Below are 21,434 nucleotides of genomic sequence, written 5' to 3' on the forward strand. Positions count from 1 at the left end.
ATAAGAGGAGTGGAATCTGCTATAAGATTTCACTCTTCTTTGCATAAAAATGACTATAATTACTTAAATTTTAAAAGAGAAATTGCCAATCACTGTGACGAATTGAATCTATCAAGATAAAGCGTATAATGAAATTATCTATAAACACCTGAAATTGTGTGCTATAATTCTATAAAAATTAAGCGGTTACATAAAAGGAGCGGTTAGATTGACTGATTTTTTAAATAAAGGTGTGTGGAGTGCGAAGTCAGCTGAGAAGTGGGAAGACGGTTATATCGTTGGGAATGGTGCATTGGGCGGCATATTATTTGGTTCACCGAATACGTTTAGCGTAGTCGCAAACCACCACACATTATTTCTAAAACAAAATAAAATGGACAACATTCCAGATATGTCAGACCATTTGGACTCGCTTAGAGCGGTTATTGAAACAGAAGGTTATCAAAAAGGTGTCGAATATTTTGAAGAAGTCGCTTTAGAAAAAGGTTATCACGGTTTAACAATGAGTGATCCTTATCATCCAGGAAGTGAAATTCAGCTGGGCATCAAAGTAGATGAAAAATCCATTACTGACTTTAAGCGACAACTCGATTATGAAAAAGGTCTAGCGATTGAGACTTTTTCGATAACAAGACAACGATTCAAAAAGACCCTCTTTTGTTCTAAAGCAAATAGAGCGTTGTATTTGAAAGTAGAGTCGACTGATCCTTTCGATGTAGTTTTTTCACTGAAAGATTATCAAAATCCTGAGCTGAATCAGGATTTTGATCAACTGACAGATTGTAGACTCGTTCAAAAATCAACCTATCTCGATCAAACGAGTTACGTCTCTAACTTGGACTGGACCATTTCAGAAGGAACTGTTGCTATTTTTCAAGATCAGGTCGAAATTAAGCAGACAAGAGCAATCTGTTTTGCTTTATCAATCCATCCGGAAGCCGTCATCAATCCTATTGATGACTTTGAACAAATCCAACAAGCGCATATCCAGGAATTTCAATCAACCTACAATCAAGTTTCATTAACGCTGGTTGATGATGAAGAGAGAAGAAAGTCTTTAGATGAAATTGTAGAAGAGATGCATGAAACGCATACTGTTCCCTTGGTACTGTATGAGAAACTGTATGATGCAAGTCGTTATGTCATTCAGTCGATGACTGGGGAAGCTCTACCAAACCTTCAAGGCATTTGGGGCGGAGACTTTTCACCTGCCTGGAGCGGGGATTACACCTTGGACACCAATGTTCAGCTTGCCATTGCTTCTTTAGCAAGTCTTGGATTATTCGAACAGTTTGATGGCTTGTTCAAAAAAATGGCAGATTATGACGAGGATTTCAAAGAGAATGCTGCTCGTTATTATGGATGTCGGGGATACCTAATGCCTGTCCATGCAAGCACGCGTGCGCTTCATGTGCATTGGAATAGCGAATGGCCGATGGTTCTATGGACTGCCGGAGCCGGTTGGATGAGTCACTTTTACGATGAGTATTTCGAATACACACAAGACAAGAATTTTCTAAATGAAGTTGCGATCCCTTTTTACGTTGAAACACTCTTGTTCTACGAGGATTTCTTGACAATTCAAGAGGGGAAAGTACATTTGAGACCAAGTTACTCAGCTGAAAATGGAATGGGCGATACGGCGACAATGGATATTGCAGTCATCAAAGAAACGATTTGGAATCTACAAAAAGCTTATCAGCTGCTTGACGAACCAGTCCCTGAAAAGTATGAGACACTATTAACCCAACTACCGGATTATATGATTGATTCGGAGGGCATTTTAAAAGAATGGATTGATGAAACCAAGGCCGAGCACTTTAATCATCGTCATTTTTCTAATTTATACCCTGTATTTCAAAGTAAAGAAATCGACCAGAAATCACCTGTTTTATGGGAAGCAGCGAATAAAGCATTTGATAAACGAATCGAAGCTTGGTTATTGAGTGAAGACGGTGATACGAGCTCTTCACATGGTAGGATTCACGCAGCAATGTGTGGTATTGCGCTTGAGAGACCGAATGAAGTGGAAGCTGCGTTACGCGAACTTGTTATCAATGAATCGTTTTTCCCATCGCTCGCGACGGCTCATTATAATCAAGCACATGTTTTCAATGTGGATGCAAATGGCTCTTACCCTAAAGTCCTTCACGATGCCCTGATCTATACTGAGGCAGACGGCGTTTTAACATTGTTTAAAGCAATGCCGAGTTGGTTAAGTAAGGGATCCTTGAAAGGGATTCGCTTGCCTAAAAATATACGCGTGGAACAACTGGAATGGGATTTGGTAGGGAAAGAAAAAACTTGCCGTTTAACCTTACAGTCGGATCTAGACCAAACGGTTATGGTTCAGTTACAATCGCAATACACCCAAGGGAAAATAAATAATGAAGAAGTAAAAATCGTTTTGACCAATCAAAAAGCGCAAACGATAGACTTACAGTTCACCATGCTAGAGGATGTGTCTGATGGAGAAACCGACTAAACAAGGACGTTACATTTCAATCAAACAGAAATTACTGGGTTCTTATTTCATCATGCTGATTATCCCAATTTTACTTGTCGGCATTTATTTGACAGCCAGTATCCGAACCAATCTGATTAACAATAAAATGGCGGAGATTGAAAATAACAACGAGCGGATCCGAATGGACTATGCAACGCTTTTGTCGTCCGTCACAAATGTTTCTGACTGGATCTATCAGGATGGAGACTTAGCTGATCTTGTTCAAACGCAGTACGCAAATCCTTTTGATGTATACGAAGCTTACCAGCGCTACCAGATGTTTGAAGATTATTTGCGGTACTATGATGAGATTGAGCACATTCGCTTTTACGTTGATAATGACACACTGACGAGTACAACAGGCATTTACAACGCTAACGAAACCATTAGAAATACCGATTGGTACCAGAGTAGTGTAAGTGGGAACGGTGGAATTGAATGGCTCGTTTTAGAAGACGAAATTACAAAGGATCAGCATTTGAATCTCGTTCGTTCGGTTTACCGAAATTACGAGTTAGTCGGTGTGCTGACGATTGCAGTAAACGAGGACATGATCAAAAGTTTGCTAGCCGATTCAGCAAGTACCGTTTTTATCACGTTGAACAACCAGACTCCACTTTACAGTTACCCTGAATACAACAATATTTTAGATACGTATAATCAATATAGACCCGTTTTAGACGCCGTTGAAGACACAGAAGGTAATTACGAAACACTCGATTCTCAGCGATACGATCGAGAATTTACCTTGAATATCCGAGACGTTCACATTCCTAAAACCTTAGATTCTCAAATGCAGGTCGTGGGTGTCGTACCTACGGATAGCATATTACAAGATGTGAATAGAGATTTACGATTGGCTTATATAATCATTCTAGCGGTTTTGAGTATTAGTATACTGATGCTGGCAATTTTCATCCGGACCTTTAACAAGCGGATCATCAAGTTGAAAGACGCCATGACAATGGTAGCTGCCGGACGATTCACCATTCCACCTTCCATCAAGGGAAATGACGAATTGTCTGATGTTTACAAGCATCTGGTAATGACAACGAAAAGCATTGAAGACTTGATGGCGTTGAATGCTGAACATATTGTGAATGAGAAAGACTGGGAACTACAAGTAAAAGATGCACAGTTCAAAATGCTCGCAAGTCAAATCAATCCGCATTTCTTGTATAATACGCTCGAAATGATTCGGATGAAAGCCTTAAGAAATCAGGACCGAGAAGTCGCGGAGATTGTCATGATTCTCAGTAAACTGATGCGGAAATCACTGGAAAGAAAACAGAAAGAAACGAAATTGAGCGAAGAATTAGCATTCACTGAACTCTATTTACAGATTCAAAAACTACGCTTTGGAGAGCATATTGATTATGAAATCGAACAGGATGTACAGTTTGACTACACGATCGTACCTCTGATTATTCAGCCACTTGTGGAAAATTCCTTTATTCATGGGATTGAACCAAAAATCGATAAAGGGACTATTGAGATCAAAGTAGTAGAAGTGGACGGGTACCTTGAAATCACCGTAAAAGATAATGGGATTGGAATGAAGTCCGAGCAGCTGGAACAGATCCGAACGCTATTGGCCTCTAATGGGGATAGTAGCCATCTGGGTGTTTATAATGTTCACCAGCGTATTCGGTTCACCTATGGACCCCATTCTGGATTATCCATTGATAGCGTTGAAGGAGAAGGCACGGTAGCAAAAATTAGACTACCTATACAAGAACACCTTAATCGACAGGAGGAATAACATGTACACGGTTGTTTTAGTGGACGATGAACCGATTGTAAGAGAAGGCATGGCGTATATTATTGACTGGAAAAAAGAAGGATTTCAAATTATCGATTCTGTAGACAATGGCGTAGCAGGTCTGGACGTTATCGAAGAAAAAGAGCCAGATCTTGTGATCACAGATATCAGAATGCCAGGATTAAATGGTTTGGAAATGGTCGAAGCAGCAAAAAAGCGCCAGCTGCATTCGAAATTCATTGTGTTATCGGGCTATTCAGACTTTGAGTATGCGCAAAAGTCTGTTTCTTTAGGAGCGCTCCATTATTTATTGAAGCCAATCGATGATGTGCAGCTTACAGAAATTTTGAGAAAGATCAAATTGCAAATTGAAGAAGAGCAAACGAAAAAGACAGAACGTACACATGTAGAGAAATACTTGTTTGCGAATCAATTATTTTCTTACATTATGTATAGAGAAAAAGCGTTTGATTTGGGTCGCTTGAATCGATATCAAACATTTAGATTGATGAAAATTTCCAGTAAAGAAACGCGTGTCAACTTGCAGTTACTGTTGGATTTTGAAAAAACGTTGATTGGAGAAGAACACTTTTATACGTATACTGATGGCAGAACGATTTTATTGCTGATCTGTAATGAAGAACAGCATCAATTCGAGCGTGTCGTGAGACGCTTCAGCGAAGTGGAGAGTGTCCAGTTGAAGATCAGCTCAGTAACTGAAAAGAGTGAAGAACTGCCGGTCCTTTATGATGAAATCAGAGGGCTAGATAATCTATCTTATATTTTTCCAAATGAACAGATCCTACTCAGCTCTCTTTTGAAAACAAAAGCGGCCTATCCACTATCGGTCAATCAGTTACTAACAAAACTCAAAAAAGCGATCAAAGATAACAATAAAAAACAAATTGAAAGCGTATTAGACGAATGTGTTGCGTTCTTTCAACATTCAAATAAATCAGTCGAAGAAGTTAAAAGAGAGTGGTCTTACATTTTTATTGAGTGTGTTGAATTTCTAGAAGAAAGTATGCATAAACCGGTCAAGGAAATTGAAAAAGACAAGATCTTATCGGTTATCTGGAAAGAATCCTCTATTGACCAGACAGCTCACTTTTTGAAATTCACTTTCTATGACTTTGGTAGGTTTTTCTACGAAGCTTTCGAAAAACAAGATATCGTAGAAGAGATCAAGCGATATACGAAGAAAAACTATCATTTGAATTTAAATTTAAAAGAATTGGCGCAACACTTTAACTATAGTCAATCTTATTTAGGAAAAAAATTTAAAGCAGATGTGAAAGTCAGTTATCATGATTATCTGGATACAATCAGGCTTAATAAAGCGAAGCAGTTTCTGGAAGAAGGTTCACTGTACGTTTATGAAATTGCCAAGATGGTTGGGTATTCAAATTATGATTATTTTCATAAGAAATTCAAGAAACAGTTCGGGGTTAGTCCAAAAGGCTACCAGAAAGACCAGCAGGAGGAAGTTGAATGAAAGAGAAAAATTCCACAGACACACTTTTTTACAAAGCGTCGCAGTATATTTACTATTTTTTATTAACCAACGCTTATTTTCTAGTCAGCAATGCGCTCATTCTTCTAGCGCTTATTCTGTTGCCGCTGAGTATTTCTAATTTACTGGTTTACGGAGTGGCGCTCATTCCAACGGGTGCTAGTTTGACTGCTTTGTTTTATGCAATGGGGAAACTCTACAGAGAAAAAACGATTCAGCCCACAAAGGACTACTGGAAAGCCTACCTAGATAACTTCAAGGAAAGCACGAAGTATTGGTTGATCATGATTGCTTTACTTATCGTTTTAAGCGTAGATATCTTATACGTACTAGAACGCGGGTGGATTTTTTTAACGGTCGTTAGCTTGATTGTATTAGCGATTATGATGGTGACCATGATTTATGCTTTCTCAATTCTAGCGCGCTTTGAAGTGACCACTAAAAATCTTATGATTTTTTCTATCCTACTACTCTTCAAAAATAAACTAAACTCACTGTCTCTATTGTTTTTACTTGTAGCTTTTATAGTGATCCTTTACGGATTTGCTGGCTATGCGCTATTGTGCTTGTTTGCGATCGCCAGCTATTACTTTATGCGAAGCAATCATAAAATACTGGAAAAGTTGATGCAGGATTTCCAATAAGTGAATAGAGTATTCGTAAAAAATGGTTACTTTTTGATAAAGTGTCCATTTTTTACTATGTTGAGGGCAGGATAGTACTATATTAATTGTAAGCGTTATCACTTATTATAAGGTTAAGAAATAAATCAAAGAGGGTGGTATAGATGGAATCTTCCAAAGTATTGGACGTGGAGAAGCAGGGACTGGTCAAATCTAGGCCAAGAAAAATACCGAAAAAAAGAATTACTTGGGCAGCTATTAAACGACAGAAACTATTAATCCTAATGACCCTACCATTTGTTATCTGGTTACTGATTTTTGCTTATACACCGTTGATTGGGTGGTTAGTTGCTTTTCAAGAATACAGACCGCAAAATGGATTTTTCGGATCTGAATGGGTAGGTATAGAGCAATTTGTCACACTATTCAATGATTCACTATTTTATACAGCATTAAAAAACACATTGGGTATGGGTGGGCTAGGACTTGTATTTGGAACAGGTACAGCTATCATCTTTTCTTTATTACTAAACGAATTAAGATTTTCAAGGTTCAAAAAGTTCACACAAACGATTTCTTATTTACCGCATTTCGTTTCTTGGGTCGTTGTTGCCAACTTAGTAACGACAGTTTTAGCGAATACGGGCGTTGTTAATGAGTTATTACAGTTCTTGAATATTACGAGTTCACCGATCAATTTTATGGCTAAACCCAATATGTTCTGGGGAATCGTGACGGGTGCAGATGTCTGGAAATCAACCGGTTGGAATGCCATCATTTACTTGTCAGCGATGACGAGTATTGATCAGGAAATGTACGAAGCTGCTCACGTAGATGGGGCAAGTCGTCTTCAAAAAATGTGGCACATTACATTGCCATCGATTAAAGGCATTATCGTGATTTTAATGATCATGAATATCGGAAATATTATTAATATAGGATTTGAGCGACAAATGCTTTTAGGAAATAATATTGTAGCAGATGCAGCGATCGTTATAGAAAAGTACGCACTGGATTATGGTATCGGGATGTTCAGGTATTCTTACGGTACTGCTATCGGAATCTTCAAGTCTGTGATCTCCATTGCTCTGATCGTTACGTTCAATTCAATTGCTAAGAAAACTAGTGACATTTCAATTATGTAGAAAGGAGGCAAACTATGGATGCACCAGTAAATAAGGTCGTTACAAAAAAGAAGAAGAGGAAATGGAGTGATCGTGCAACCCCGCTAGATTATGCGATTGCTGTACTAATGGTGGTTGTGGTAATCGTGACGCTTTATCCTTTCCTACACGTACTTGCGATTTCTTTCAACAGTTCTGTAGATACAGCAAGAGGAGGGCTAACGATCTTCCCCAGGGAATTTACATTACAAAATTATCGAGAGGTTTTTGGGTCTAATAATAATCTGCTCATTGCGTTTAGGAACTCTGTATTAAGAACAGTTATTGGAACGATTACAGCAACGTTCTGTTGTGCGGTACTGGCTTATATTTTAAGTAGAAAAAGTTATATATTAAGAAGACCTCTTGGAATTCTGCTTGTTCTGACTATGTATGTAAGTGGCGGGTTGATTCCGACCTATTTAGTCATTAGAGGACTGGGACTCGTTAATACGTTCGCTGTGTATATAATCCCAGGACTGATCAATGCGTTTAATGTTATCGTTATAAGATCCTTTATTGACGGACTACCGGAAGCGCTGGAAGAATCTGCAAAAATGGATGGCGCGAATGAAATTACGATTTTCTCTAAAATTATCATGCCGCTCTGTGTACCAGTACTGGCAACAGTTGCCTTATTCGTAGCGGTTGGTCAGTGGAATAACTGGTTTGATACGTATCTTTATGCAGGCGCAAATGTTAATCTGACAACCTTACAGTACGAATTGATGCAGATCTTGAACAACGCCTCTTCTATGAGAGCCGCGGATGTTAGTGGTTTAGGTCAAACAGGCGGTACTGCTGTCCGAGTCAACCCAGAATCGATTAGAATGGCTATCACGATTATTGTAACTTTGCCGATCGTCTGTGTGTATCCATTCCTTCAGAAATACTTCGTATCTGGTCTGACACTTGGCGCAGTAAAATAATGAATGAGCTTGAGCAGTTTAAAAAAGAAAAGGAAAAGAGGAGAAAATAATGAAAGCACTTACGTTAAAAAGCACGGTTATGTTATCCAGTTTATTCTTATTAGCAGCTTGTGGTAGTGGTAACAGTGAGGGTGACGGCAATTCAGGATCAGCTGAGGGTGATGATGAAGTATTAACACTAACCATGTTCAGTGCAGATATGACTCAAAATGATCCATTCGATAATGCTGTTGCACAAGAAATTCTTGAAAAAACAGGTGTAAAACTAGAATTTTCTTATCCAGTTGGTGGAGATGACCAAGAAGCGGTCGCACTTATGATTGCTAGTGGGGATTATCCAGATTTGATTTATGGAAAAGGCGGACTGAACCAACTAATTGATGCCGGTGGCGTTATTCCTTTAGAAGACATGATTGAAGAAAATGGTGAAAATATCAAAGCCATGTATGGCGATCAGTTAGACCGCTTAAAACGTAGTTCTGATGATCCAAGTATTTACCATGTTGGAACTGCTGGCGTTGAAAATATGTATCTAGAAACAAGTGGTACTTTGAGACTTCAAATGGAAGTTTTGAAAGAACTGGGTTATCCAGAAATCAATACGCTTGAAGACTATGAAAATGCCCTAACAGAATACATGGAAATGCATCCGACCAATGAAGAAGGCGAACCGTGGATTCCACTATCTCTATCGGGTAGTGACTGGCGTTGGCTGATCACAGTAGGGGATCCAGCAAGTGCAGTAGGTGGTATTGAAGGTGATGGTCAATGGTATGTAGCTGAAGACGGTGAAGCAACGTACAAATTCCAACGTCCAGAACTAAAAGAGTACTTCCAGTGGTTAAATGGCATGAATGCTAAAGGCATGTTGGACGAAGAGTCATTCACACATACAAATGACACATACGTATCCAAACTTTCTTCTGGTAACGTACTAGGTATTGCCGATCAGGATTGGAATTTCACAGAAGCAGAAGCAGCACTTAGAGCAGATGAAGATGAGTGGTCTCTATGGGCACCACTACCTGTAGGTCTGGACGAAAGTGTGGAAGTTCAAACACTGAAAGATTATGGCTTCACAGGAATGACTGGTGTATCTATTACATCTGGATCAGAACATCAAGAAGAAGCTTTTGAATTCCTAGATTGGTTTGCAACAGAAGAAGCACAAATCCTTATGAACTGGGGTGTTGAAGGCGTCCATTATGAAATCGTAGATGGCAAACGCGTTCAACTAGAAGAAGATCTTAAAAGTGCTCAAACAAATCCGAACTATTCAATCGAATCAGGAGTAGGCGCTTATATCCACCCGTTCCCACAATGGGGTTCTGCAGCAGAAGATTCTAACGGACAAACAATCGGTAGAATGGGCGCAGATGATATTATTGCACAATACTCTGAACCTGAGAAAGAAGCATTAGCAGGATACGGTGCTGACCTTTGGGTAGACTTGTTCCCAGCAACAGAAGACCTAGAAACACCAAAACATGGTCGTGCCTGGGAAATTGCTTTACCAACGGGTAGTAACGTAAACGTGATCCAACAAAGAGCCGATGACTATACAACTCAAAAAGTTACAGAAGCGATACTAGCAGATCCAGCAGATTTCGATGGTATCTGGGAAGAGATGCAAAGTGAAATGGAATCAATGGGGATTGAAGATGCAAATGCTGAAATGACGGAAATCATTAGAGATAGACTAGAACTATGGGGAGAAACTGAATAACTTGTTCAACCAGATGAAAAGTATATATCCTCCTTTTATAGGAACATATACTTTTCATCTCTTTTTTTATCAGACTGTGAAGGAGCTTAAACGATGGTCTATATTTGTTTCGACATCGGGGGTACAAACTGTAAGCATGCTTTAATCAATGACGAAGGCGCTATTTTAAAACAAGGATTCTTTCCAACGATTCATACTAATACAAAAGATTTTGTTGCATCGATGGTCGATCAGATCCACTTATATGAAAAAACAACAACCATTCAAGGGGTAGGCGTCAGTATTCCAGGCGTAGTGGAAAGAGGCACGGGGAAACTGATTACAGCTGGAGCGATTCTACATTTGTATGGAAAAAACATACAAGAATTGTTGCTTCAGTACATATCGTATCCAATTTTTGTGGAGAACGATGCAAAATGTGCATTAATGGCTGAGCTAACTTTTGGCGCAGCTGAAGGTCTGAGAGATGTTGTTTTGATGACTGTAGGAACAGGAATTGGTGGAGCGGTTGCTTATGATCAACAGATTTTGTATGGGAGTGAATACAAGATCGGAGAGTTCGGCATGATGCGTATGGGAATAGACCAAAATCCAGACAAAACGATGCACGAATATGCTTCTACTGCCGCTTTGATTCGAGAATATAAAGCGCTAAAAAATGTTTCACAAGAAACATTGGTGGATGCTCGAACGATTTTGGAGGAGATGGATACAGATCCTGAAGTTTATGCGCTTGTTGATCGTTGGACCTACTATCTAACGACAGGCATATTTAATGTTTCAGTCTCATTCAATCCACAAAGAATTGTGATCGGTGGAGGGATTAGTGCGAATCCTAAACTACTCCCAATCCTCAAAAAGCAATTAGAAAAAAATATTCACTGGAATGATCACCGGACAGAAATCGAAACAGCAGTTTATAGAAATGATGCTGGCATTATTGGAGCATGGATCTTTTTAATGAACAAAATCAATACAAAAATAAGTGAAGAAAAAGGAGCCTAACATGTATCAAGAGAAACTAGACGCATTCCCGTCATCTTTCTTATGGGGAGCAGCTTCGGCGGCTTACCAAATAGAAGGGGCATATGATACGGATGGAAAAGGACCGTCCATCTGGGATGAATTCACGAAAATAGAAGGCAAGACATTTGAAGGGACTAATGGAGATGTAGCGATCGATCACTATAATCGCTACAAAGAAGACGTCAAACTGATGGCGGACATGGGATTAAAAGCTTATCGTTTCTCTGTGTCATGGGCTAGAATATTGCCGGATGGAGAAGGCCGGGTTAACGAAGAAGGTTTGGCATTCTACGAAAATCTAGTAGATGAACTGAACAAATATGGCATTGAACCAGTGTTGACTCTATATCATTGGGACTTACCGCTTGCTCTTCAAGAGAAATATAATGGCTGGGAATCTAGAGAAACGATTTCGGCTTTCAAAGAATATTGTAAAGTGCTTTATGAACGACTAGGAGAAAAAGTGCGTTATTGGGTCACTTTTAATGAACAGAATGTCTTTACAAGCATGGGCTATAGATGGGCAACACACCCACCAAATGTAACGGATACGAAGCGAATGTTTGAAGCTAATCACATCATTAATCTGGCGAATGCGGAAGCCATCGTTTTATTCAAAGAAATGGTCCCTAATGGAAAGATTGGTCCAAGTTTCGGTTATGGTCCGGTTTATCCACTGACTGCAGATCCTAGTGATGTACTGGCAGCTGAAAATGCCCATGAATTCAGTAATAGCTGGTGGCTAGATGTCTATTGTAAAGGGCGATACCCAGTAGCAGTATTCAAGCAACTAGAGCGCAAAGGGATTGCACCGACTGTAACATCAGAAGACAAAGCATTACTTAAAAAAGCGAAACCAGATTTCCTTGGAATCAACTATTATCATGGTGGAACGGTCAAACAAAACAAGATTGAAAAGCCTGCGCAGGAAAATGAACAGGATAAAAAGTTTTCGTCAACTGATCCTTACTTGATGCAACCAAAAGAAGAGCAATCGCAAAGTCCTGAGATTCCAATGTATCAATCACTCGATAATCCCTATCTTGAAAAAACAGAATGGGGCTGGGAAATCGATCCAGTTGGTTTCCGTTTAGCACTCAGACAAGTTTATGCAAGATATGATCTTCCGATTTTCGTAACAGAGAACGGCTTAGGTGCAAAAGATGTGCTGACAGAAGAAGGCGAAATCAATGACGATTACCGTATTGATTATCTTAATCAACACGTTGTCGAAATGAAAAAAGCGATCACTGATGGTGTAGAAATGATTGGGTATTGTGCTTGGTCATTCACAGATTTGTTAAGCTGGTTGAATGGCTACAAGAAACGATACGGATTTGTTTTTGTCAATCGAACAGAACAAGATGAAAAAGATTTGAAGAGAATACCGAAGAAAAGTTATTTCTGGTACAAAGATGTCATCGAACAAAACGGCGAAAATATAAAATAGGAGTGACAGGATGAAGTTTCTAGACGGAGGATGGCTGGTTAAAGAAGGATACGAAGTTGAGTACCCGGCCCATGTATATGCAACAAGAAAAACGGATAAACAATTAACGGTTTATGCACCATTCAGACATATCGCAGATAAAGGCGGCACGTTGGACGGTGGGATGATGACGGTAGAACTGAGCTCACCACACGAAAATATTATCGGTGTCAAAGTTTATCATCACAAAGGATCTGTTGCAGTAGGTCCATCATTTGAACTGAATAAACAAAATCCTTCTGTTGAAATCACGGATGGAGAAACAGAAGCTTCCCTAAAAAGTGGCGCACTTTCTGCTCACGTTAAGAAAGGTAATCAATTTGAAATTAGTTTTGAAAAAGACGGAGAAGTGTTGACCTCCAGTAAATCTAGAGGACAAGCTTATATTCGAAAACCTCTTGAAAATCAGTCTTATATCAGTGAACAATTAACCATCGACGTAGGTGAACTGGTTTATGGACTAGGCGAACGCTTTACTTCTTTTGTTAAAAACGGTCAGACAGTCGATATCTGGAATGCAGATGGCGGAACAGGAACAGAACAAGCTTATAAAAATATTCCCTTTTACATGACAAATAGAGGCTACGGTGTATTCGTCAATAGTCCGAAAAAAGTCAGTTACGAAATCGGTAGTGAAAAAGTGTCGCGCGTTCAGTTCAGCGTGCCTGGAGAAGAAATGGAATACTTTATCATTGCAGGTGACTCGATGAAAGAAGTGCTTGAAAACTATACGAATTTGACCGGCAAGCCGGCACTTCCACCAGCTTGGACATTCGGATTATGGATGAGTACTTCATTCTTGACAGATTACGACGAAGCTACTGTTAATCATTTTGTTGATGGCATGATCGACCGAGACATTCCGTTAGAAGTATTCCATTTCGACTGTCTGTGGATGGAAGAATACGAATGGGTCAACTTTGAATGGGATAAGCGTACGTTCCCAGAACCACAAAAAATGCTGACAAGACTGAAAGAAAAAGGGCTTAAAATTTGTGTCTGGATCAATCCGTATGTTGGGCAAAAATCACCCTTATTCGACGAAGGAATGGAAAAAGGCTACTTTATCAAACGACCAAATGGAGACGTTTGGCAGTGGGACAAATGGCAAGCAGGACTGGCGATTATTGATTTCACCAATCCAGAAGCCGTTACGTGGTACCAAAATCATCTAGCGAAACTCATGGATATGGGTGTTGATTCGTTTAAAACCGATTTCGGCGAACGGATTCCAGTAGATGCTGTCTACTATGATGGATCAGATCCTGAACGGATGCATAATTATTACACACAACTCTACAATCAAATTGTTTTTGACTTATCAAAATCTAAAAATAAAGACAACGAAGCGGTTGTATTTGCTCGCTCTGCAACAGTAGGCGGACAGAAATTCCCAGTCCACTGGGGCGGAGACAGTACGTCGGATTACCCTTCTATGGCAGAGTCATTAAGAGCTGGCTTATCCTTTGGTATGAGTGGATTCGGTTATTGGAGTCATGATATTGGTGGATTTGAAGAAGGTTGTACGCCTGACTTGTACAAGCGCTGGACACAATTTGGCCTACTTTCTTCTCATAGTCGATACCATGGTAGTAAAGAATACAAAGTGCCTTGGATCTACGATGAAGAAGCAGTAGATGTCACACGTAGCTTTACAAAACTGAAACTGAGCTTGATGCCTTACTTGATGAATCAAGCTGTTGTAGCGACTGAAGGGATACCAATGATGCGCTCAATGGTCCTCGAATTCCCGGAAGATATGACGAGTCATACGCTAGATAGACAATTTATGCTAGGCGATTCTTTACTGGTAGCGCCAATTTTCAATGACAAGGGAACGGTTAACTATTACGTACCTGAAGGAACATGGACGAATTATCTGACGAATGAGAAAATCGAAGGTGGAAAATGGCATAACGAAACACATGGTTATGATACCTTGCCACTGCTAGCAAGACCGAATAGTATCATCGTTGAAGGAAATCAAAATACACAAGCAGAATATAACTATGCCGAAGCCGTTACTTTGCATGTCTTTGAATTGTCTGTTGGTGCAATAGCCAAAACGCGTATTGTAGACCGTTCAGGTAAAGTCATCGGAACAGCACACGTTCAATTTTCTGAAGGTGCTTATACAGTTAATGCTGAAAACATAGATGTAAAAGCTGTTTTATTCCATAATGTTCATGATGTAGATTCAGTTGAAAGTGGCAAGATGGAAGCGACTGATTTGGGTACAATGGTTTATCTAGATGGATCAGAATGTAAGATTCAGTTAACGAAATAAGATATTTCAGGAGGGCATCAATGAGTAAACAATTGTTTGACCGCATGCTATACGGAGGAGACTATAATCCAGAACAATGGCCTAAAGAAATTTGGGACGAAGACCTTCGTATGTTTAAAAAAGCCCATATCAATTCAGCGACAATCAATGTCTTTTCATGGGCAAAACTACAGCCATCTGAAGAAGAATACCACTTTGAAGAGTTGGATGAGATCGTTGAACGACTTTCAAATGAAGGTGTGGATATCGTGCTGGCGACTTCTACAGCAGCTTTACCAGCTTGGATGTGTAGAAAATACCCTGACGTTACTCGAGTGGATTTTGAAGGTAGAAAACATGGATTCGGACATCGACACAATCATTGTCCGAACAGCCCGAACTTCAAGCGATTTGCTAGTGAATTGGTTTATAAACTGGCTGAAAGATACGGAGAGCACCCAAGCATCAAACTTTGGCATATTTCCAATGAATATGGCGGGGAATGTTACTGCGACAACTGCGCAAAAGCCTTCCGGGTTTGGGTGAAAAATAAATATGGTTCTATCGAAGCCGTTAATGAAGCTTGGAATATGCATTTCTGGGGCCACACACTCTATAGTTTTGACGACATTATTCCTCCAAACTATTTAGGTGATGGGATCAGCGATACAGCTGCAGCCTTTGCAGGACTTTCGATTGATTATCGTCGATTCAATTCGGAAAGCTTGCTGGATAATTACAAGATGGAACGAGATATCATTCGTTTATTTGATCAGGAAACACCCGCAACGACGAATCTAATGGGAAGCTATAAAGGGCTTGATTACTTTAAGTGGGCAAAAGAGTTGGACATCGTTTCTTGGGATAATTATCCCAGTCACAATACCCCCCTTAGTCATGTAGCGATGAATCATGATTTAATGCGTGGACTGAAAGATGGACAAAGCTTCATGTTGATGGAACAAACGCCAAGCCAACAAAACTGGCAGCCTTATAACTCGTTAAAACGTCCTGGTAAGATGCGTGCGCAAAGTTACCAGACAATTGCTCATGGAGCTGATACGATTCAATTCTTCCAGCTTCGCCGCTCAAAAGGTGCCGTAGAAAAATTCCATGGCGCTGTTATTGAACATGCGGGACATGAAAATACGCGTGTCTTTAGAGAAGTCACGGCGCTTGGAAAAGAATTGGAACAACTGGGTGATCAGTTGATTGGTGCAGAAACGAAAGCCAAAGTAGGGATCTATTTTGACTGGGATACCTACTGGGCTTTAGAGTATACAAGTGGTCCGACGGTTGATCTGCGTTATGTTGAACAAATCCAGCACTATTACGACGCATGCTACGCTAAACAAGTAGCGGTCGATATGCTTCATGAAGGGTCCGATTTTAGTCAGTACGACGTCGTTCTTGCGCCTGTTTTATATATGGTAAAAGAAGGACTGACAGAAAAAATTGAGCAGTTTGTTGAAGCAGGCGGGACTTTTGTTACGACCTTTATGAGTGGAATTGTGGATCAAAGTGACAATGTTCATTTAGGCGGATATCCAGGTCCACTAAGAAATGTACTAGGTATCTGGGCAGAAGAAATCGATGCTTTAGCACCTGACCAAACGAATGCTGTGCATACACAATCAGAATTTTTCAAACAATCGACTTATACGTGTCGGATGTTATGTGATCTCATTCATCCAGAAGCTGCAGAAGTCGTGGCGGAATACGGCTCCGATTTCTACAAAGGAATGCCGGCTGTAACGAAAAATGTATTTGGCAAAGGTGAAGCTTGGTATGTTGCGACCGTACCGGAACAAGGTTTGCTGAATGAATTGATTGGACATATACTAAATGAGAAAGCCATTGAAGGTTTTGATGATCTACCAGAAGGGGTAGAAATTGCTTGTCGCGTAAAAGAGGAGAAACACTATTACTTTGTGATGAATCATACTGAAACACGTCACGAGATCGATCTTCCATTTGAAGGATACAAGAACCTGCTGAATGATGAGACCGTGGAGAAGACGGTAACGCTTGAACCTTTTGCGGTAAACTTACTTATCGCACCATAATCAGACGAATCATTTAGAACGACATCCGATGTTTTTACTGTTAAAAAACCGGGAGGACAGTCAATGATGAAAAGATTGATGGCAATACTCGCTACTTTAATGGTCGTGATACCTTGGGCTTCAACGAAGAAAGTTCATGCAGCAGAAGATACGCCGTCTCAGCGTTATGTAGAGGCGATGGGTAGTGGATGGAATCTAGGAAATACGTTTGATGGCTTTGATGAAGCGGGGGATACCGGCGAAACATCTTGGTCTAACCCAGTCGTGACAAGAGAACTGATTAGCAGCGTGAAAGACAAAGGTTACGACAGTATCCGACTGCCGTTCACGGCCCATATGCGCGTTGGAGGAGCGGAGTCTGATTATCAACTAGACGAAGCCTTCCTTGATCGCTATGAAGAAGTTGTCAACTGGGCATTGGAAGAGGATCTGTATGTCATGGTCAATGTGCACCATGATTCGTGGATTTGGCTAGCAGATTGGGATGGTAGTACAGAATCAGAAGACTATACGAAATACGTTCGAATCTGGGAACAGTTGGCAGATCATTTTAAAGACTATGACGAACGTGTCATGTTTGAATCGATTAACGAACCACAATTCTATACAGATGATGAAGCGACTGCTTTAAGTCATCTTGAAACAATCAACGATTCGTTCCATACGATCGTTCGAAACTCAGGTGGACAAAATGCAGAAAGAATGCTTGTCTTACCTACATTAGTAACCGATGCGGCGCAAAGCAGATTGGATGCTTTGTACCAACAAATTATTGGATTTGAAGATGAGAATATTATTGCGACGATTCATTATTATAGTGAGTGGGTATTCAGTGCAAACTTGGGAACAACGGAGTTTGACGAAGAATTGTGGGATGGTGTCACTGCCAGAACCAGTTTGATCAGTGTGTTTGACCGCATTGCTGCGACCTTTACGGAAAATGGAATTGGTGTAGTGGTCGGAGAGTATGGTTTACTGGGTTATGATAAAGGGGACGAGGTAAACCAGTTAGGTGAAACGCTGAAATTCTTGGAGTTTATCAATTACTATGCTGAGGAAAAAGGATTCAACCTGATTCTTTGGGATAATGGTCAGCATATCGATCGATATACGTACGAATGGAAAAATGCGTTATTTGGGGATATGATTGAAGCTTCAATGGAGGGGCGTTCCGCTTATTCAGAAGGATTGGATACAGTATTCTTGAATCCTACAGACCTTGAAGGCGGTGTAAGTATTCCGCTGACATTGAATGGACGAGCACTGGAAGAGATTAGTGAAGGCGATACTGCCTTAACAGAAGGTGAGGATTACACGATTCAAGGAACGATGCTTCAACTAACAGAAGCTTATCTAAATCAATTGCTAGAAAGAACTAGTGGTGTGACGGGAAGCGAAACAATCCTTAGATTGCAATTCAACGGTGGGGCAGACTGGTATCAAACACTCGTTTACAGCGAAGCACCGGTGATGTCTGAAGCACAAGGCACGGTCAGCGAGGGCATCCGTATTCCAACAGCATTCAATGGAAGCCAACTGAAGTCAGTGGTTTCTCAAAATGAAGCAGGAGCCATTGTTTCAAATAACAACTGGTGGGGATTCCTAGAACACAGTAGTGAATTTTTACCCAATGAAGAAGAAAATACAGTGAATATGTTGGCAAGATATACGTCAATTCTTTCAGATGACCTGTATACTTTAACGTTCACGTATTATGACGGAACAGTGATTGAGTATCAATTGACCGTTCAAGATGGTATGATCAGTGGCCAAGCTATAACGGCAGTGGATGTACCGGAAGAAGAACCGGAAGTCGTGCCAGATCCAGAGATAGAACCGGAACCAGAGACAGAGCTTCCAGTAGAGCAAGTGCCTGAAGCACCGGTTGAAGCAGTACCTGGAGAAGGGATTGACCCAGAAGTGCCCGTTGAAGAAGAACCAGCGACACAACCAGACGAAGAGGTTACCGTACCTGAAACGGACAGTCCAACGGTAACGGAACCGGAAACAAGTCCGGAAGCTGTCGATGAAGACACTTCAGAGGATTTAAATGAAGAAGCAACTGAAGGCAGGAGTGAAGCTATTTCTAGTAGCGAAGGAGCTCATCATGTACGATTAACGGAGGAACCCACACGTTCTCACGGAAAAGAGGATGTTACTAAAGCACAGATGCTACCTAAAACAGGAATGGCAGTCCCTATTACTGGATTGATTGGATCCCTATTTTTAAGTAGTGGCTTAGGCATGGTTTTCTGGAATAAAAAAAGAAAATAAATCGAAAGACGCTATGCGAATAATCTCATAGCGTCTTTTTGGTGGCTGGCGATAAAAAAGGTATTGAAAAAGCATGGAGAGTTCTTTACCATAAAGCGTAAATAATAGTAGGGAGTCATTTCCATGCCAAACATTGAGGACTTTCAATCGTTAGATATCAGAGTCGGAACCATACTAGAAGCGACATTTTTCGAAGAAGCCAGAAAACCAGCTTATAAAGTACAGATTGATTTCGGAGATGAACTAGGCGTTAAACAAAGCTCTGCTCAAATAACAGATCGGTACGAATCCGAACAGCTTGTGGGAAAACAAGTCGTAGCGGTCACCAATTTCCCGCCTATGCGCATTGCGGGTTACAAATCTGAGGTATTGATACTTGGCGGTGTACTCGCAAACGAACAAGTCGTCTTATTGAATCTGGATGAAGCAGTACCCAATGGGACGAAAATTAGTTGATACAACAAATAAAAAACGACCAAATAGCAGAAACGTGATCTGCGGTTCGGTCGTTTTTTAGTGCATCCTGTTTACGTTAACTCTTTTAAAAAGTCTCTTGCGGTTTGTAGATTCATATGCGCTGCTTGCTTCAGTCGTTCGGCAACCTTTTCCACCTGTGGGCCTTTAGCACCGGCACTGATTGCAAGTGAACGAGCATGTAATCCCATATGTCCTTTTTGAATACCATCCGTAACCAGTGCTCTAACGGCAGCGAAGTTCTGAGCAAGACCTACGGATACTAAAATGCTTTCTAATCTTTTAGCATCGGGATCCATCATGATTTTTCGAGCTAATTTAGCACCAGGATGAATACTGATCGAACCACCAACGGTTCCAACCGCAAGCGGTAAAGTCAGTGTCCCAACTAAATCTCCTTGATCGTTGGCATGCCACTTAGAAAGTGCACGATATTGTCCAGAACGAGCAGCATAGGCGTGACTACCGGCTTCGATAGCTCTCCAATCATTTCCAGACGCGATGACGACTGCGTCAACACCATTCATGATGCCTTTATTGTGCGTGACCGCTCGGTAAGGATCCGCCCAGGCTACTTGAGCTGCCTCAATAATCCGGTCACGCACATCCTCACCAGAATACGTACCGGTTTTTAATTTGTGAGCCGGAATGGTACAAGTTGCTGTTGCCAAGCACTCAGTTGCGTAATTTGAAAGAATGCGTAATAATGCTTTGCCACCAGTTAGCTCTTCGATGTAAGGTGCAATGCCTTCCATCATCGTGTTGACGATGTTAGCACCCATTGCTTCTTGTGTATCGATGTGAAGGTGAACGACTAAAAAGCTTGGCGTTCCTTCTTCAGGATCCGCTTCAATTACGCGTGTTTCAAGTGATTTTGCCCCACCACCACGCTTCACAATAGAAGGATGCGCTTCGTTAGCACGTTCCAAAATCGTTTGTTCAGCTTTCTTGATTTCAGAAATAGCATTCTCTATATGCTGAACGTTCTTCAAAGTCACTTGACCAATCATTAAACGATCGGTCACTGCAGTGGTAAAGCCCCCTGCAGATCCAATCATCTTCGCCGCAAAACTAGCCGCTGCGATGACGGATGGTTCTTCGATTGCCATCGGCACAAGAACCTCTTCGTCATCGATTACAAAATTAGTTGAAACTCCTAAAGGAAGAGAGTAATTTCCAATGTAGTTTTCAATCATATGCTCACCAACTGAGGGATCTAAATCCAGACCTTCTTCAGTTAATAGAGTGGCTTCTTCTAAAGAAATCACACCAGCCTCTTTAAGGGCTGAAACTTTTTCTTCATGTGTTTTTTTATAGAATTTCGTTAACTTGCTCGTATCCATCTGGTTCTGTCCCTTCTGAATTTCGTTACTCTCATTATGAGGTACAAAGCAGAAAAAGAAAAGGATTGAATCTTTTTAACTTAAGTGAATCTTTACAAGCATCATAAAAAGAAGTATACTAATAAAGTACGAAAAAAAGGTTCCTTAGCTCAGTTGGGAGAGCACTACCTCGACAAGGTAGGGGTCGCTGGTTCGAGCCCAGTAGGGACCATCATAGTTGAAAAAGTCTTATAATCGTTGACCAATTGTTGGTTTACAAGATTATAAGGCTTTT

The 21,434-nt window shown here is 40.6% G+C and carries 14 protein-coding genes and 1 tRNA gene; 14 read left to right on the forward strand and 1 reads right to left on the reverse strand.

Going from position 1 to position 21,434, the window contains the following annotated elements:
• Positions 1-208: 208 nt before the first annotated feature.
• The 13 genes from VXN63_RS06575 (at position 209) to VXN63_RS06635 (ending at position 19,799) form a co-directional block, all read left to right on the forward strand.
• Positions 209-2,485: a glycosyl hydrolase family 95 catalytic domain-containing protein gene (locus VXN63_RS06575; protein ID WP_327757222.1), complete on the forward strand. Its 2,277-nt coding sequence runs from the start codon at positions 209-211 to the stop codon at positions 2,483-2,485.
• Positions 2,469-4,268 (forward strand): cache domain-containing sensor histidine kinase, encoded by a 1,800-nt coding sequence (locus tag VXN63_RS06580; protein WP_327757223.1) that lies wholly within the window; start codon positions 2,469-2,471, stop codon positions 4,266-4,268. The genes VXN63_RS06575 and VXN63_RS06580 overlap by 17 nt, the downstream gene beginning before the upstream one ends.
• Position 4,269: 1 nt before the next feature.
• Positions 4,270-5,763 carry a response regulator transcription factor gene (locus VXN63_RS06585; protein WP_327757224.1) on the forward strand — a complete coding sequence of 498 codons (1,494 nt, stop codon included), beginning with the start codon at positions 4,270-4,272 and terminating at the stop codon, positions 5,761-5,763.
• Entirely contained in the window at positions 5,760-6,425 is a 666-nt protein-coding gene (locus VXN63_RS06590; RefSeq protein ID WP_327757225.1) for a DUF624 domain-containing protein, read from the forward strand. The genes VXN63_RS06585 and VXN63_RS06590 overlap by 4 nt, the downstream gene beginning before the upstream one ends.
• A 143-nt stretch (positions 6,426-6,568) precedes the next feature.
• On the forward strand, positions 6,569-7,549 hold the full coding sequence (locus VXN63_RS06595; protein WP_327757226.1) for an ABC transporter permease: 981 nt from the start codon (positions 6,569-6,571) through the stop codon (positions 7,547-7,549).
• Between the two features lie 14 nt (positions 7,550-7,563).
• The gene (locus VXN63_RS06600; RefSeq protein WP_327757227.1) at positions 7,564-8,496 is read left to right on the forward strand and encodes a carbohydrate ABC transporter permease; all 933 of its coding nucleotides are present in this window, start codon (positions 7,564-7,566) and stop codon (positions 8,494-8,496) included.
• A 49-nt stretch (positions 8,497-8,545) separates the two neighbouring features.
• Positions 8,546-10,222, forward strand: a complete 1,677-nt coding sequence (locus VXN63_RS06605) for an ABC transporter substrate-binding protein (protein WP_327757228.1) — start codon at positions 8,546-8,548, stop codon at positions 10,220-10,222.
• 93 nt (positions 10,223-10,315) lie between these two features.
• On the forward strand, positions 10,316-11,227 hold the full coding sequence (locus tag VXN63_RS06610) for an ROK family protein (protein WP_327757229.1): 912 nt from the start codon (positions 10,316-10,318) through the stop codon (positions 11,225-11,227).
• 1 nt (position 11,228) lies between these two features.
• On the forward strand, positions 11,229-12,698 hold the full coding sequence (locus tag VXN63_RS06615; RefSeq protein WP_327757230.1) for a glycoside hydrolase family 1 protein: 1,470 nt from the start codon (positions 11,229-11,231) through the stop codon (positions 12,696-12,698).
• 10 nt (positions 12,699-12,708) lie between these two features.
• Positions 12,709-15,024, forward strand: coding sequence for an alpha-xylosidase (yicI, locus tag VXN63_RS06620; protein WP_327757231.1), 2,316 nt, complete (start codon positions 12,709-12,711; stop codon positions 15,022-15,024).
• Between the two features lie 20 nt (positions 15,025-15,044).
• On the forward strand, positions 15,045-17,069 hold the full coding sequence (locus VXN63_RS06625; protein WP_327757232.1) for a beta-galactosidase: 2,025 nt from the start codon (positions 15,045-15,047) through the stop codon (positions 17,067-17,069).
• Positions 17,070-17,132: 63 nt separating this feature from the next.
• The gene (locus tag VXN63_RS06630; RefSeq protein ID WP_327757233.1) at positions 17,133-19,343 is read left to right on the forward strand and encodes a cellulase family glycosylhydrolase; all 2,211 of its coding nucleotides are present in this window, start codon (positions 17,133-17,135) and stop codon (positions 19,341-19,343) included.
• 123 nt (positions 19,344-19,466) lie between these two features.
• Positions 19,467-19,799, forward strand: a complete 333-nt coding sequence (locus VXN63_RS06635) for a tRNA-binding protein (RefSeq protein WP_327757234.1) — start codon at positions 19,467-19,469, stop codon at positions 19,797-19,799.
• A gap of 71 nt (positions 19,800-19,870) precedes the next feature.
• On the opposite strand, the gene VXN63_RS06640 is transcribed toward VXN63_RS06635, so the two are convergent.
• Positions 19,871-21,160 carry a hydroxymethylglutaryl-CoA reductase, degradative gene (locus tag VXN63_RS06640; RefSeq protein WP_327757235.1) on the reverse strand — a complete coding sequence of 430 codons (1,290 nt, stop codon included), beginning with the start codon at positions 21,158-21,160 and terminating at the stop codon, positions 19,871-19,873.
• Between the two features lie 138 nt (positions 21,161-21,298).
• On the opposite strand from VXN63_RS06640, the gene VXN63_RS06645 reads away from it, so the two are divergent.
• Positions 21,299-21,371: transfer RNA gene (locus VXN63_RS06645), tRNA-Val, on the forward strand.
• The last annotated feature ends 63 nt before the right edge of the window (positions 21,372-21,434 follow it).

Source organism: Marinilactibacillus sp. XAAS-LB27, assembly GCF_036039175.1.
GTDB lineage: Bacteria > Bacillota > Bacilli > Lactobacillales > Carnobacteriaceae_A > Marinilactibacillus.